Annotated in this window: 17 protein-coding genes; 8 read left to right on the plus strand and 9 right to left on the minus strand. The window is 54.0% G+C overall.

Annotated elements, in window-relative coordinates; genetic code table 11:
- Window positions 1-46: 46 nt before the first annotated feature.
- Complete coding sequence (gstA, locus tag PGR23_RS07270; RefSeq protein ID WP_045392456.1) at window positions 47-652, plus strand: glutathione transferase GstA; 606 nt, start codon at window positions 47-49, stop codon at window positions 650-652.
- A 37-nt stretch (window positions 653-689) separates the two neighbouring features.
- Here the strand turns inward: gstA and pdxY are convergent, their stop codons facing one another.
- From pdxY to anmK, 5 genes are all read right to left on the minus strand, one after another.
- Entirely contained in the window at window positions 690-1,550 is an 861-nt protein-coding gene (pdxY, locus tag PGR23_RS07275) for a pyridoxal kinase PdxY (protein ID WP_015366860.1), read from the minus strand.
- A gap of 61 nt (window positions 1,551-1,611) precedes the next feature.
- Window positions 1,612-2,886: a tyrosine--tRNA ligase gene (gene tyrS, locus PGR23_RS07280; protein WP_063416172.1), complete on the minus strand. Its 1,275-nt coding sequence runs from the start codon at window positions 2,884-2,886 to the stop codon at window positions 1,612-1,614.
- A 125-nt stretch (window positions 2,887-3,011) separates the two neighbouring features.
- Window positions 3,012-3,668 carry a pyridoxamine 5'-phosphate oxidase gene (gene pdxH, locus PGR23_RS07285; RefSeq protein ID WP_063416176.1) on the minus strand — a complete coding sequence of 219 codons (657 nt, stop codon included), beginning with the start codon at window positions 3,666-3,668 and terminating at the stop codon, window positions 3,012-3,014.
- Window positions 3,669-3,725: 57 nt separating this feature from the next.
- Entirely contained in the window at window positions 3,726-4,055 is a 330-nt protein-coding gene (gene mliC / locus PGR23_RS07290; protein WP_161801899.1) for a C-type lysozyme inhibitor, read from the minus strand.
- 85 nt (window positions 4,056-4,140) lie between these two features.
- Complete coding sequence (gene anmK / locus PGR23_RS07295) at window positions 4,141-5,265, minus strand: anhydro-N-acetylmuramic acid kinase (RefSeq protein ID WP_045392462.1); 1,125 nt, start codon at window positions 5,263-5,265, stop codon at window positions 4,141-4,143.
- 264 nt (window positions 5,266-5,529) lie between these two features.
- Between anmK and slyB the strand changes: the two genes are divergently transcribed.
- Both slyB and PGR23_RS07305 read left to right on the plus strand, forming a co-directional pair.
- A complete protein-coding gene (slyB, locus tag PGR23_RS07300; protein WP_045392464.1) occupies window positions 5,530-5,997 on the plus strand; it encodes an outer membrane lipoprotein SlyB in 468 nt (155 codons plus the stop codon).
- Between the two features lie 222 nt (window positions 5,998-6,219).
- Window positions 6,220-7,575 (plus strand): sensor domain-containing diguanylate cyclase, encoded by a 1,356-nt coding sequence (locus PGR23_RS07305; protein ID WP_063416170.1) that lies wholly within the window; start codon window positions 6,220-6,222, stop codon window positions 7,573-7,575.
- A 37-nt stretch (window positions 7,576-7,612) separates the two neighbouring features.
- Here PGR23_RS07305 and slyA read toward each other — a convergent pair whose 3' ends face one another.
- Window positions 7,613-8,053, minus strand: a complete 441-nt coding sequence (gene slyA / locus PGR23_RS07310; RefSeq protein ID WP_020078997.1) for a transcriptional regulator SlyA — start codon at window positions 8,051-8,053, stop codon at window positions 7,613-7,615.
- Between the two features lie 172 nt (window positions 8,054-8,225).
- Between slyA and PGR23_RS07315 the strand changes: the two genes are divergently transcribed.
- From PGR23_RS07315 to PGR23_RS07325, 3 genes are read left to right on the plus strand one after another with little or no spacing between them, the layout of a single operon-like run.
- Window positions 8,226-8,462, plus strand: coding sequence for a DUF1656 domain-containing protein (locus PGR23_RS07315; RefSeq protein WP_015366868.1), 237 nt, complete (start codon window positions 8,226-8,228; stop codon window positions 8,460-8,462).
- A 10-nt stretch (window positions 8,463-8,472) separates the two neighbouring features.
- Window positions 8,473-9,369 (plus strand): efflux RND transporter periplasmic adaptor subunit, encoded by an 897-nt coding sequence (locus tag PGR23_RS07320; protein ID WP_045392466.1) that lies wholly within the window; start codon window positions 8,473-8,475, stop codon window positions 9,367-9,369.
- On the plus strand, window positions 9,369-11,393 hold the full coding sequence (locus PGR23_RS07325) for an FUSC family protein (RefSeq protein ID WP_396279734.1): 2,025 nt from the start codon (window positions 9,369-9,371) through the stop codon (window positions 11,391-11,393). Before PGR23_RS07320 ends, PGR23_RS07325 begins: the two co-directional genes overlap by 1 nt.
- Here PGR23_RS07325 and sodC read toward each other — a convergent pair.
- The 3 genes from sodC to PGR23_RS07340 all read right to left on the minus strand — a co-directional run bounded on the left by sodC (window position 11,386) and on the right by PGR23_RS07340 (window position 13,165).
- Complete coding sequence (gene sodC, locus PGR23_RS07330) at window positions 11,386-11,907, minus strand: superoxide dismutase [Cu-Zn] SodC (protein ID WP_015366871.1); 522 nt, start codon at window positions 11,905-11,907, stop codon at window positions 11,386-11,388. The two genes, PGR23_RS07325 and sodC, sit on opposite strands and share 8 nt — an antisense overlap.
- A 70-nt stretch (window positions 11,908-11,977) precedes the next feature.
- Window positions 11,978-12,874 carry an aldo/keto reductase gene (locus PGR23_RS07335; RefSeq protein ID WP_045392474.1) on the minus strand — a complete coding sequence of 299 codons (897 nt, stop codon included), beginning with the start codon at window positions 12,872-12,874 and terminating at the stop codon, window positions 11,978-11,980.
- Between the two features lie 48 nt (window positions 12,875-12,922).
- Window positions 12,923-13,165, minus strand: coding sequence for a DUF1289 domain-containing protein (locus tag PGR23_RS07340; protein WP_161801910.1), 243 nt, complete (start codon window positions 13,163-13,165; stop codon window positions 12,923-12,925).
- A 134-nt stretch (window positions 13,166-13,299) separates the two neighbouring features.
- Here PGR23_RS07340 and PGR23_RS07345 point away from each other — a divergent pair, with 134 nt between their 5' ends.
- Both PGR23_RS07345 and PGR23_RS07350 read left to right on the plus strand, forming a co-directional pair.
- Window positions 13,300-13,899 (plus strand): TetR/AcrR family transcriptional regulator, encoded by a 600-nt coding sequence (locus PGR23_RS07345; protein ID WP_045392477.1) that lies wholly within the window; start codon window positions 13,300-13,302, stop codon window positions 13,897-13,899.
- Between the two features lie 53 nt (window positions 13,900-13,952).
- On the plus strand, window positions 13,953-15,050 hold the full coding sequence (locus tag PGR23_RS07350) for an alkene reductase (protein WP_015366875.1): 1,098 nt from the start codon (window positions 13,953-13,955) through the stop codon (window positions 15,048-15,050).
- The last annotated feature ends 39 nt before the right edge of the window (window positions 15,051-15,089 follow it).

The raw sequence follows: 15,089 nt of genomic DNA on the forward strand, positions 1-15,089 counted from the left end.
CACGGGGGACTAACATACAGGAAACTGCAGCCACGAGGAGTTACTGATGAAACTGTTCTACAAGCCCGGCGCCTGTTCCCTTGCCTCTCATATCGCCCTGCGCGAAAGCGGCCTCGACTTTACCATCGATAGCGTCGACCTGGCGAAGAAACGCCTCGAAAACGGCGATGACTACCTGCTGATTAATCCTAAGGGTCAGGTTCCCGCGCTGCTGCTTGACGATGAAGTGCTGCTGACCGAGGGTGTGGCCATCATGCAGTATATTGCCGACCGCGTGCCCGACCGCCAGCTGCTGGCGCCAGTGGGCACCATTGCCCGCTATCAGACGCTGGAATGGCTGAATTACGTCGCCACCGAACTACATAAAGGCTTTACTCCGCTGTTCCGTCCGGACACCCCGGAAGACTACAAGCCAACGGTGCGCGCCCTGCTGGAGAAAAAGCTGCAGTATGTCGATGAGGCGCTACAGGATAAACAGTGGTTGAATGGGCATCGCTTCACCATCGCCGATGGCTACCTGTTTACGGTCCTGCGCTGGGGCTATGCGGTGAAACTGAATATGGAAGCTTACGCTAATATTGGCGCCTGGATGGCGCATGTCGCGGCGCGTCCGTCCGTTGCGGCGGCGCTGTCGGCGGAAGGTCTGAAGTAAATCATCGGCATGCCCGCAAGCGGGCATGCCATCGCGCTTACAGTTGCGTTGCGCTGAAGTAATGTTCCGGTTTGGCGATGCGGTCCTGCGCCGCCACCACCTGCAGTTCATACTCCTGCATATTTTTGGTTGCCAGCATGATTTCATACACTGCCGCAGTGACGTGCTCAAGGGCGTCGCGCAGGCTGGCGCCCTGCAGTAGCTTAACCAGCAGCAGGCCGCTGGTCACATCGCCCACGCCGACCGGCTGACGGCTGCCAAAATCGACCAGCGGGCGGCTGATATGCCAGGCTTCATCCGCCGTCACCAGCAACATCTCAAAGCGATCCATACTCATACCCGCCCGCGCCAGATGCTTCACCAGCACTACCTGAGGCCCTTGCGCTATAAGCTCACGGGCCGCGCTAACGGCTTCATCAACGTTGGCCACCGGATGGCCGCACAGGATCTCCAGCTCGACAAGATTCGGCGCGATGATATCACTGGCCGGCAGCGCATAGCGTACGTGGAATTCAGCCACTCCAGGAGCGACGATGCAGCCTTTTTCCGGATGCCCCATAACCGGATCGCAAAAGTATTTTGCCGCCGGATTCGCCGCTTTCACCTGACGCACGATGCCGAGAATATGTTCGCCCTGCTCGGCGGAACCAAGATAGCCGCTCAGTACCGCATCGCAGCTCTGCAGCTTATCGATATCGGCAATCCCCTGCACGATTTCGGTCAAATGCGAAGGCGGCATGACGCAGCCGGTCCATTTGCCGTATTGCGTATGGTTGGAGAACTGTACGGTATTGAGGGGCCAGACGTTGGCGCCGAGACGGCGCATCGGAAATTCAGCGGCGCTGTTGCCCGCATGGCCAAACACGACGTGAGACTGAATGGCGAGGATGTTCTTCATTTTCTTACCACAACCCTAAAAAGAAAAAAGGGCGTGGTTTCCCACGCCCTGGTTTTATTTTTTATTTCCAGCAGACCAGGCAGTAATTCTTCTTACCGCGACGTAGTAAGGTGTAGCGGCCGAACAGGCGGTCGCTATCGCTGAATACATATTCCGGATCGGACTGTTTTTCGCCGTTAATGGTCACCGCGTTGGAGGCTACGGTTTTACGCGCCTGACCGCGGGACGGCTGCAGCTCGGAATCCACCAGCGCCTGCAGAAGATCGGCGCCCTTTTCCATTTCGATCATTGGCACGCCGTCTTGCGCCAGCTGTTCGAAATCCGCTTCGCTCAGGTCGCTCAGATTGCCGTTGAACAGGCTTTCGGTAATGCGCTTAGCCGCTTCCAGGCCTTCTTCGCCGTGGACCAGACGCGTCACCTGCTCTGCCAGTACGTACTGCGCGCGCGGCGCTTTACCGCTGTTCTTATCTTCTTCTTCCAGCGCATTGATCTCGGCAATGTCCATGAAGGTGAAGAACTTCAGGAAGCGATAAACGTCTGCGTCCGCGGTGTTGATCCAGAACTGGTAGAATTTGTACGGACTGGTTTTCTTCGGATCCAACCATACCGCGCCGCCCTCGGTTTTACCGAACTTGGTGCCGTCGGCCTTGGTGATCAGCGGAACGGTCAAACCGAAGACCTGATTCTGGTGCAAACGACGAGTCAGGTCGATACCTGAAGTGATGTTGCCCCACTGATCGGAACCACCGATTTGCAGCGTCACGCCGTGCAGTTTATTCAGGCAAGCAAAGTCATAACCCTGCAGCAGGTTATAGGAAAACTCGGTGAAAGAGATCCCCTGATCGTCACGGTTCAGACGCTGCTTCACCGCTTCTTTGTTGATCATCTGGTTCACAGAGAAGTGCTTGCCGATATCACGCAGGAAGGTCAGCACGTTCATGCCGCCGAACCAGTCGTAGTTATTCGCGGCAATCGCCGAGTTGTCGCCGCAGTTGAAATCGAGGAATGGCGCAACCTGTTTACGGATTTTATCCACCCACTGCTGCACGGTATCTTCGGTATTGAGTTTACGCTCAGCGGCTTTAAAGCTCGGGTCGCCAATCAGACCGGTCGCGCCGCCGACCAGCGCCACAGGCTTATGGCCTGCCTGCTGGAAGCGTTTCAGGCATAACAATGGAACAAGATGCCCCAAGTGCAAGCTGTCAGCGGTAGGATCGAAGCCGCAATAGAGCGCGATCGGGCCTTGCGCCAGTCGCTCTGCTAACGCTTCTTCGTCCGTCACCTGGGCTACCAGCCCCCGCTCTTGCAATTGTTTAATCAAGTTACTGCTTGCCATCAAATTCTCCATGTATAAACGACTGCACCTTTGCCGGTACACGACTTTTCGCCAGACGCGAAAGGTACATAGAATAAAGCGCCGGAGCACGTAGCACCAGCGCTTAAAACAACATTTTGCGTCCTTTATGGCGCCAGACGGTCGATTTGCCAGCCATCATTTTGCCACTGGTATAAAAAGCGGTCGTGCAGACGATGTTCACCGCCCTGCCAGAACTCCATTTGTTCGATGCTAACGCGGAAACCGCCCCAGAAACTTGGCAACGGCACTTCGCCTTGCTGGAATTTCTGTTTCAACTCGAGGAATTTACTTTCCAGGATCCCACGAGCGGAGATACGGCTGGACTGTTGGGAGACCCACGCGCCAATCTGGCTATCGCGCGGTCGGCTGTGGAAATACTTCACCACTTCCAGCGTCGACAGACGTTCTGCCTGACCTATTACCATGACCTGGCGTTCCAGCATATGCCAGGGAAACAGCAGGCTGATACGGGGATTTTTTTCGATTTGATGTGCTTTGCGACTACCCAGGTTGGTATAAAACACCAGCCCTTTTTCGTCATAGTGCTTTAACAATACGATGCGTTGATAGGGCTGGCCGTTTTCATCAACGGTCGCGACTACCATCGCCGTCGGGTCTGCGAGCTTAGCGTCACAGGCCTGACGCAGCCAACGTTCAAATAACGTCAGGGGTTCAGCGGGAAGATCGTGGCGACGAAGGCCGCCACGGGTATATTCACGGCGCAGATGCGCGATTTGCTGCAATTCGTCGTTATCAGACATAACCATTGAGATCGTTGTCATAGGGTGGCGTTATTGTGCGCCCCCGCTACGGAAATCTCAACGTTTCGCGGTCTGTAACTGGCAGTTATCCAACACCGCGCGGTCGCGTTTATAAACGGTGGCGCTGTCGCCTTTCGACCAGAACACATAAACGCCATCAGTATAACGAGCCCCGGAAGCCGAGAGCCCCTGGGTCAGGTTTAATTGCTGATTATCATAGATAAAACTCACCTGCTGACGAGCGTTGTTCAAATGGACGGTCAACGGTTTTTGATCGCACTGATATTCAAGGGTGTCGGTCTGCATCCGTTCAACGAATTGGTTGTAATAGCTACACCCAGCGAGCATAAAAGGAACTACCGCAATAAGAATTTTTTTCATGTGTATGCCTTCGACTTTCCCGGTCAGGAGAGCAAACCGCCCTCCCGGAATTTCGTCCAGTTTACCGGTAAATAAAAAATAGCGACTTCAGTTAACTCTGATTCTGCGCTCGATTCGCGGGATAGATGGCGCCAAGAATTGTCGCTTCGCTGGCGCCGGTGACGGAGGGAAGATTCCCCGGCAGACCGGCAAGCGTACGCCACGCCAGCCACGCAAAGGCCAACGCTTCCATATCGTCGCCGCTGATACCGGCGTCATCGGTGGTCGTGACTTCAGTCCCTGGCAGCAATGCCGCCAGACGCGCCATCAGCAGCGGATTCCGCGCCCCGCCGCCGCAAACTAACAAACGCTCACAGCCGCCGCTTAACAAAACCTGCTCACTGATGGACACCGCGGTCAGTTCTGTCAGCGTGGCCTGAACATCCTGCCCCCGCAGATGGGTATAGCGCGCCAGATGCTTTTCCAGCCAACCATAGTTGAAATACTCACGACCGGTGCTCTTCGGCGCGGGTAACGCGAACCAGGGGTCGCTTAACATATCCTGCAGAAGTGGTAGTAAGACTTTGCCTTCACTGGCCCATTGCGCGTCTTTATCGTAGGGTTTACCGCACTGGCGCCAGATCCAGGCGTCCATCAGCATATTCCCCGGCCCGGTGTCATAACCGCGTACCGGCTGCCCCGGAACCAGCAACGAGAGGTTGGCAATGCCGCCGATGTTAAGCACCATGCGCCTTTCAACCGGGTGCGCCAACAGAGCCTCATGGAAGGCCGGGACAAGCGGCGCGCCCTGGCCGCCAAGCGCCATATCGCGGCGGCGGAAATCCCCCACGACGGTCACGCCGGTATGCGCAGCGATCTGGTTGTTATCGCCTATTTGCATGGTGTGCGGGGCATCGCCGGTCGGTTCATGCCACACCGTCTGACCATGGCAACCGATGGCGACAACATCTTCAGGCTGAAGGTTCTGCTGGCGCATCAGCGCTAATACTGCATCCGAAAAAAGCCGCCCCAAACGGGTATCCAGACGCCCCAGTTGCGACAAGGTCAGCTGCTGCCCCTGGCAAATCGCTAATATTTCTTCTTTCAGTTTGACCGGGATGGGGTACGAGAGGCTCGCCTGCTGCGCCACCATGTTTTCATTTATCGCCGCCAGAACGACATCTACGCCATCAAGGCTGGTGCCAGACATTACGCCAATAAAACGACCTGATTTCATACGCCTACCCTCATTCCATGACTTTTGCAGAACCATCAGTGCATCATAAAGCAGGGTTCAATGCTATGGCGCACTAATACTTTTTAACAATAGTTCTGCCGCGACGATTTGTTAGGTAAAGTATTTACGTTTATTCGTCGTTAAAGCGAACCTTATTATTTTTAAACAGTCCATAAGGAAGCTATGCCAGCGAACGCTTAAATGCCATATAATTGACCACATGGAAGTTCACTGGAACATTTTTGGTACACAGGAGATTCATAAATGATTTTACGTGTTTTGGCTGTCTCGATGATTGGCTTAACCCTGGCGGGTTGCGTCAGCAGCAGCGGTCTATCTGGCGATGTTTACACAGCATCAGAAGCCAAGCAGGTGCAAAGCGTGACCTACGGTACCATCGTACATACCCGTGCGGTCCAGATCCAAAGCGGCGATGACAGCAATGCTATCGGCGCGATTGGCGGCGCGGTACTCGGTGGCTTCCTTGGTAATACCATTGGCGGCGGCACCGGTCGTTCTCTTGCAACCGCTGCAGGCGCGGTTGCCGGCGGCGTAGCCGGTCAGGGCGTACAGGGCGCGATGAACAAAACGCAAGGCGTTGAGCTGGAAATCCGCAAAGATGACGGCAATACCATCATGGTGGTTCAGAAACAGGGCAGCACCCCGTTCTCCGTTGGTCAGCGCGTAGCCATTGCCGGCAGCGGCAGTCAAGTGACGGTTTCCCCGCGTTAAGCCTCTCTAATGCGGCCTTAATTGGCCGCATTAATTCTCCAGATTCATTATTTACCACCAAAACATTCATCATACATATATCAATATTATTGATATTTCTGCACGGCAACTTGCGTTTGCGCAATATTCCCCGTTAATTAATTCGTTAGCCTGAAGTGGATTTTCTCATTTAGCGACCTGCGCGTCGTTTTTACCCCCCATTTTTATCGCGGGAGTTTACCTGTGCCTCTGAATTTAAATCGATTATCGCACCGCTTATTCGCTTATATCATCGCCTGCAGCCTGGCAATTATTACGATTGATATACTATCTGATTCAGTCGTTAATCGTATCCCTACGACTTCATCACCACTTTTTCCTTTGCTGACAATTATATTAATGATTTTTCACATTACTATTTCCTGCTTCATGAGCATGAAGTATTGGTGTGATAAAAGCCGTCTCTATCTGATGCCTATCGCCTTCGCCTTTGCCAGCTCCGCCTTACTGATGCTGGGCACCCTGAGCAGCTATCCCGGCTGGCTACTGTGCAACAGCGAATATATTGTTAAACAAAATGACGCGCTGATTTTTTACTCATTCCGTAATATTTTGATGGTCGTGTTGTTCATCACTGCCATTATTATATACCGCTATCGTCAGTATCTTAATCAAGCGGCCGGCGCGCATACTTTAATATTGACGGGATGTTTTATTTTTAGCGCTACTATTCTTATTTTATCGTGGTTACACTCCAGTAACAGCCCATTATTAAGCATCGATTTTATCGACGACATCACCAGCACTTTTACTCCGTTATGGCATAACTGGATGGGCTGGCTGCTATTTTTCGCCTGGGTATTTACGTTGATATTATTGGTTATACTAACCAAGCTACGTAATATCTTCTGGTATAGCGGCGCATTTTTCTGTGCTGCCTATATATTTACGCTAAACGTATTACTCACAGCGACAGGTAGTCAGCATATTATCGCTTGGAATCAGGCGCGCCTGTTCGAAACTTTGAGTACGTTATTTATGCTGTTCGTACTGTTAAGTGACGTTTTTATTCTCTATCGCGACTCTAACAACAAATACATCAATTCGTATCAGAACTCTATCCGCGATCCGCTGACCAGACTGTACAACCGCAGCTACTTTTACGACACGCTCAGCGGTTTGCTACCGCAGACTTCAGCAACACGACCGCTATCGGTCATCGTCAGCGATCTCGATCATTTTAAGCGCATCAATGACAACTACGGCCATGTTCAGGGCGACAAGGTAATTCAGTTTGCCGCCAGCGTACTACAAACTCATGTGCGCCGTGAGGATATTGCCGCCCGTATCGGCGGCGAGGAGTTTGCCCTGTTGCTGGTAAATACTGATGCTGATGATGCGCTGGCGATAGCCGAGCGAATTCGCCAGATGGTCAGCGCCGGGCAGGCATCACTGCCGGAACGGATGACGATTAGTATGGGGGTCTACACCGTTTCGAGCTCCAACATTGGGGCTGAAGAGTGCGTCAAACGCGCGGATGCGGCTATGTACGCGGCGAAAAACGCTGGCCGCAATCGCGTGGTGGTCTGGCAGGAATAAGAGAAAGGGCTTTGCGAACGCAAAGCCCTTTTCCCGGCTAGTCTTTTGCCTGAAGATCGAGGATATTGTTTTCAAGTTTACGGATTAAGTTGAGCAGCGTTTCGACTTCCTGCTTAGATACACCCGCAAGGATTTCATCACGCGTTTTGCCGATCACGTCTTCCATTTGGTTGATCAGCGGTTCCGCCTTTTCCGTGAGCTTGATACGTTTCGCCCGGCGATCGTTTGCACAAGTCTGGCGAGAAATAAGCCCTTTCTCCTCCAGTTGATCCAGCGTGCGCACCAAAGAGGGCTGTTCAATACCAATAGCCTTGGCCAGCTGGATTTGCGACTGCTCAGGAGGTAGCTGATGAATGTTATGCAGCGTGACCCAGTGCGTCTGCGTTAACTCCAGAGGTTTTAGGCGATGGTCGATCAGCGCGCGCCAAACGCGTACCAAACGTGCCAGATCAGAACCAAGTGGCGATTCCAATTTCATCTCCTTATAATTAGCTTGCTAAGTTATTATACTGCTTTTAGAATAGTGTGCAGCATTTAAATTACCAAAACAAATGAATTACTTGATTCACTAAATTCAAGACAATGATTTACAATGTGAACTAATTCATCACCAAGAACATTATCCCTGCAACGGCAAAGGATTTTTGCTTGTGAAACTGAGTCTTAACACTCCCGGATTGTCGCTACAGGACCTGGTGTTCGGCGCTTCTATCTATTTTCCCCCGTTATTTAAAGCCGTCGTGCTTGGTTTCTTTATCTGGTTAATCGTTCATCGTCAGCTACGCGACTGGATGTACGCCGGCGAAATCTGGCATCCCCTGCTGATGGACCTTTCCCTGTTTGCGCTGGCCGTTTGCCTGGCGCTGGTTCTCCTGACTCTCTTGTGATGCTCATTTCATGAAGAAACTAAAATATCTCTCAACCTTAATTATTGCCGCTATTGCGATTATCGCCGCCTGGCTGGTATGGAATTACTACACTCAGTCACCATGGACGCGGGATGGCAAAATTCGCGCCGAACAGGTCGGCATTACGCCTCAGGTTTCCGGCAGTATTTTGCAGTTGAATGTTAAAGACAACCAGTTGGTCAAAGCCGGCGACGTTTTGTTCCGCATTGACGATACCCCCTATCGCATTGCGGTTTTAAACGCTCAGGCGCAGTTGGCAAAAGCCAAAGCGGAACTGGCAAAAGCCAAAGCCGAGCAAACCAAGGCCGCCAGCGACGTTACTCGCCGCCGCAGTCTTTCGCAAAACTTCATCTCCGCTGAAGATATGGAAACCGTTAATACCGCTTTGAATACCGCCAATACCACTTATGAGGCGGCTAAAGCGGTGGTTGGCGTGGCGCAAGCCGCGCTGGAACATGCGCAGTGGCAGCTGACGCAAACCGAGGTCAAAGCGCCGGTTGATGGCTGGATCACTAATTTGTCAACGCGGGTCGGAGATTACGCCTCCGTCGGCCACCCGGTATTTGCGTTGGTTGATAGTCATTCTTTTTATGTCCTGGGTTATTTTGAAGAGACCAAACTGCGTCACATCCGCGAAGGCGCTAGCGCTCAGGTCGTTCTCTATAGCAGCAAACAAACGTTACAGGGTCACGTTTCCAGCATCGGCCGCGCCATCGTTGATCAGAGCGTCGAAGGCGGTTCGGCGCTGGTCGCTAATATTAAACCCAACATTCCATGGGTACGCCTCGCGCAACGCGTACCGGTACGTATTGAGTTCGATAAGCTGCCTGCGGACGTCACGCTGGTTTCAGGTACCACTTGCACCGTATCGATTGGCGGACAGTAATGAAGCTGCAGGCTCTGCGCTGGCAATCACTGCCGTGGTTTAAAGCCAGCCGTCCGCAATGGCGCTACGCGTTACGCAACGGCATTGCGATGTGTCTGGCGCTTAGCATCGCCTATGCGCTGGATCTTGATGAGCCCTACTGGGCAATGACCTCCGCCGCGGTCGTCAGCTTCCCGACCGTTGGCGGCGTTATCAGCAAGAGCTTTGGTCGTATCGCCGGCAGCCTGCTCGGCGCCTGCGCCGCCCTGCTGTTGGCCGGCCATACCCTTAACGACCCGTGGCTATTCTTGTTCAGTATTTCAGCCTGGATTGCGCTCTGTACCTGGGCCTGCGCGATGTTCACCAATAACGTCGCCTACGCTTTTCAACTGGCAGGCTATACCTGCGCAATTATCGCCTTCCCGGTTATTAATGTTGCCGACGCGAATGAACTGTGGACTATCGCTCAGTCGCGAGTTTGTGAAGTGATTGTGGGGATATTGTCCGGCGGGTTCATGATGATGATCCTGCCCAGTACCTCAGATGGCGTCACGCTGCTGACGGCACTGAAGAATATGCATTCCCGGCTATTAGAGCATGCCAGCCTGCTGTGGGTGCCGGAAACCACCGATGCGATTCGTAGCGCCCATGAAAGCGTCATCGGCCAGATCCTGACCATGAATTTGCTGCGTATCCAGGCCTTCTGGAGCCACTACCGTTTCAGACGGCAGAATCCCTTGCTGAATTATCTGCTTCATCAGCAGTTGCGAATGACCAGCGTCATCTCCAGCCTGCGAAGAATGTTATTGAACTGGCCGGATGCGCCTGGCAATACGCGAGCGGTGCTCGAAACGCTACTCAGCGAGCTCACCAATCCGCACGCAAATGTTTATAGCGTGGCGCGGATTCTGGTACCGCTGGCCCCCGGCCCTAACGCCGACTATCGCCATCTGGCGTTCTGGAAACGGCTGCGTTATTTCTGTCGTATCTATCTCGAAAGCAGCCGCTGGATCCGCCGCATCGAGAACGCCAGCGCTATCACCGAGTTTAACGTCCCTTCGGCGCCGGCGCTGTCGCGTCATACCGATCAGGCTGAAGCGTTATGGAACGGCTTACGTACCTTCTGCGCGCTGGTGGCCGTGGGCGCCTGGGGTATCAGCACCCAATGGCAGGCCTGCGCCGCCGCGCTCACCCTCGCCGCCATTAGCTGCGTACTCTACTCAATATCGCCGTCGCCATTTAAATCGCTCACCTTATTGATGCGTACCCTGGTGCTGTTGTCGCTGTTCAGTTTTGTGGTGAAGTTTGGCTTAATGGTGCAGATAACCGACCTGTGGCAGTTTTTACTGTTTCTGTTCCCGCTGCTCACCACCATGCAGTTATTGAAACTCCAGATGCCGAAGTTCGCTGGGCTATGGGGGCAGTTAATCGTCTTTATGGGATCGTTTATTTCGGTCACCAACCCTCCGGTTTATGACTTTGCCTCGTTTCTTAATGATAATCTCGGCAAAATTATCGGTGTTGGTCTGGCGTGGCTTGCCTTTGCGGTTATCAGTCCCGGCTCAGATGCGCGGAAAAGTCGCCGCCATATCCGTGCGTTACGGCGTCACTTTGTCGATCAGTTGAGCCGCCGCCCGCAGCATAGCGAGCACGAATTTGAGTCTCTGGTGTATCACCACATTAGCCAGTTGAGCAGCAGCCAGGACGCGCTGGCGCGACGTTGGCTGCTGCGCTGGGGCGTAGTGCTGCTCAACTGCTCGCATGTCGTGTGGCAACTACGTGATTGGGAGACACGTTCAGACCCCCTCTCACAAGTACGCGACTTGTGTATCAGCCTGCTTCGCGACGTCATGAGCGAACGCGGCGTCCAGCAACGTCCACTTGCCTCGACGTTGCTGGAGTTGCAGCGGATCTGCGATACCCTTAACCATCATCATCAGCCGGCGGCTAAAGAGCTGGCGGCGATAATCTGGCGGTTATACTGCTCGCTATCGCAGCTGGAACAGGCGCCAATTGCCGGCACCATTACCGAACGGACTACTTAATCACCCCGCAGGCAAAACGCTCGCCGCCGCCGCCCAGCGGCTGCGGGCTATCGGCCATATTATCGCCGCCGACATGAACCATCAGCGCTTTGCCCTTCACTTCCGCGAGCGTTTTCAGGCGCGGGGCAATAACCGGTTGGTTAGCCACCCCATCGTCGTTGACCACCAGCAGTGGAAGATCGCCAAGATGCCCTGCGCCCAGCGGCCCTTCATGCTTACCGGTATGTTGCGGATCGAAATGACCGCCCGCCGCGCCGGCGGCGACCGCTTTACCGTCTTTTATCGCCGGCTGGCAGCTTCCCTCAGCGTGGATATGAAAACCGTGTTTGCCCGGCGGAAGCGCGCGTAAATCAGGAGTAAATTCAAGGCCTCTGTCGGTTTCAGTAATTTTAACGCTACCGACGGCCTGGCCAACGCTCTGGCTGGTGACAAGATTAAGGGAGACATCTTCACTGGCGGCCTGCGCGCCAGCGCAAAATGCGAGAGTGAAAATAGCGAGTAAACATCGTTGCATAACACCTCCGGATTGGCTGTATCCCTGATAAGTGTAAACCAGGTAGCGGCATCCGGAGGCGTAAGATGGTTTAAGGAACGTCGTAACCCAGCGCCGCTTTACGAATGCGGAACCACTGCTGGCGCGTCATAGGCAGTTTTTCCGCCACAATCGCCGAGCGCACGCGCTCGATTTTGCCCGAGCCGATAATCGGCAGCGGTTTCGACGGCAGGCGCAGCACCCACGCATAGACGACTTGCTCAATGCTATCTGCATTGAGCTCCTGGGCAATTTGCGCCAGCTCGTCGCGCAGCGGTTGGAAGCTCTCGTCATTGAACAGGCGTCCGCCGCCGAGACACGACCAGGCCATCGGTCGAATGCGCAACTGCTGGAGCTGATCGAGGGTACCGTCAAGCAATAGAGGCTGATGTACCGGTGAGATCTCGACCTGGTTAGTAGCCAGGGTGAAAGGCAGGCGCGATTGTAATAGCGTAAACTGCGCCGGCGTAAAGTTAGATACGCCAAAGTGGCGCACTTTCCCACTATGATGTAGCGCGAGGAAAGCCTCTGCGACTTCGTCGGCATCCATCAGCGGATCCGGGCGATGAATCAGCAGTAAATCGAGATGATCGGTCGCCAGATTGCGCAGCGATTGTTCGGCGCTAAGAATGATGTGGTCGCGATCGGTGATATAGTGACCAATGGTATTTTCCGCACGCGCTTTAGTCGCAATCCCACACTTGCTAACGATTTCCATACGGCTACGCAGGTGCGGCGCTCGCTTCATCGCTTCGCCAAAAGCGGCTTCACACTGGTAATCGCCGTAGATATCGGCGTGGTCGACGGTAGTAATTCCTAGATCCAGGTGCTGCTCAATGAAACCAACCAACGCGTCTGTGGACATTTTCCAGTCCATTAGCCGCCAGTAACCCATAACAAAACGTGAAAATTCCGGCCCCTGCGGAGCCATAGCAATACGCTGAACCATAAACGCTTCCTCGACAAAAAAGTGTTCTGAGTATACGCATATTTGTCGTCAAAACAGTGAGGGTTGCTGCGGTTCTTCCGCGGGCGCCTGCTTAGCCGCGCGAATTTTACGCAGTAAACGCTGGCGGCACAGACGCAGGACCTCTTGTTTTTGCGCATCGCTCAGCTTTTGCCAATTGAAGCGCTCATCACGGCTACGAAAACAGCCGCGACAATAACCGCGTTCATCGGACTGACATATTCCCCGGCACGGACTCTGTACCGGGAAAAACTCAAGCTGCTCTGCCACCACCGCTCTCCCGTTTATTCTCTCTGTCTCTCATTGAAGACGCTCTGCCGCTCGCGCGCAACTTTTGTTGGTTTGTTATCCTCGCAGAATGATCATTTTGCTTGCATTAGACCAATCGGTCTACTACAGTGTGCCCCATGAACAGACACAGCGAATGCGATACCCGAGAACACATCCTCGTCACCGGCGAACAACTATGCATGCATCGTGGTTTTACCGGAATGGGCTTAAGTGAACTTCTGAAAACCGCGGAAGTGCCGAAAGGCTCTTTCTATCACTACTTTCGCTCAAAAGAAGCCTTCGGCGTCGCGTTGCTTGAACATCACTACACCGGCTATCTGCAGCGCCTGGTTGACCACTTTGACCATGGCGAAGGCAACTACCGCGACCGACTGCTGGCCTACTATCAGCACACGCTGAATCAGTTTTGCCAACAGGGTATTATCAGCGGTTGCTTAACCGTGAAGCTGTCGGCAGAGGTGTGTGACTTGTCGGAAGATATGCGTACCGCCATGGATAAAGGCGCCAGCCAGATTATCGCCCTGTTGGGCGAAGCGCTGGAAAAAGGCCGCCTGGAGGGTAGCCTGCTGTTTGAGGGGGAAGCAATTACCCTTTCACAGGTGCTGTACTCGTTGTGGTTGGGGGCCAATTTACAGGCCAAAATTACGCGTAGCGCAACGCCGCTGGAAAGCGCCCTTGCTCACGCCAAACAGATCATTGCAGCGCCTGCGGTTTAACAGGCGTTTTTATTTAACCAGTTACAAGACGACCGGTCTACTCAGGAGTCATTATGTCAGAATCTAAATTGTTCAGCCCGTTAAAAGTCGGTGCGGTGACCGTACCTAACCGCGTATTTATGGCTCCGCTGACCCGTCTGCGCAGCATCGAGCCTGGCGACATCCCTACTCCGCTGATGGCTGAGTACTATCGTCAGCGCGCCAGCTCCGGCCTGATTATCACCGAAGCGACGCAAATTTCCGCCCAAGCGAAAGGCTATGCCGGCGCGCCGGGCCTGCATAGCGCAGAGCAAATGGCCGCATGGCAAAAAATCACCGCTGGCGTACATGCTGAAAACGGTCATATCGCCGTGCAACTGTGGCACACCGGGCGTATTTCTCATAACAGTCTGCAGCCAGGCGGCGCCGCGCCGGTTGCGCCATCGGCGCTGAGCGCAGGCACGCGTACTTCGCTGCGTGATGAAAACGGTCATGCCATTCGCGTCGATACATCGATGCCGCGCGCGCTGGAAACGGACGAAATCCCAGGCATCGTTGATGACTTCCGTCAGGCGGTAGGCAATGCCCGCGATGTGGGTTTCGATCTGGTAGAGCTGCACTCCGCGCACGGTTATCTGCTGCACCAGTTCCTGTCGCCTTCTTCTAACCAGCGTACCGACCAGTACGGCGGTAGCGTTGAAAACCGCGCCCGTCTGGTGCTGGAAGTGGTCGATGCCGTCAGCAAAGAGTGGAGCGCCGACCGTATCGGCATTCGCGTGTCGCCAATCGGTAGTTTCCAGAACGTCGATAACGGCCCGAACGAGGAAGCCGATGCGCTCTATCTTATTGAGCAACTGGCGAAACGCGGTATCGCTTATCTGCATATGTCCGAACCAGACTGGGCCGGCGGTCAACCGTATAGCGACGAATTTCGCCAGAAAGTTCGCGATCGTTTCCCAGGCGCGATTATCGGTGCTGGCGCCTACACGGTGGAGAAAGCCAACGACCTTATCAATAAAGGACTGATCGATGCCGTGGCCTTTGGCCGCGATTACATCGCCAACCCGGATCTGGTGGCGCGTCTGCAGAAAAAAGCGGCGCTGAACCCGCAGCGCCCGGAAAGCTTCTACGGCGGCGGCGCGGAAGGTTATACCGATTATCCAACCCTGTAATCCCTCCATTGATAGCGGCGTACCATCGCCGCTATACTC

The sequence above is a fragment of the Klebsiella sp. 141162 genome (genome assembly GCF_050600755.1).
Classification (GTDB): Bacteria; Pseudomonadota; Gammaproteobacteria; order Enterobacterales; family Enterobacteriaceae; genus Klebsiella; species Klebsiella aerogenes.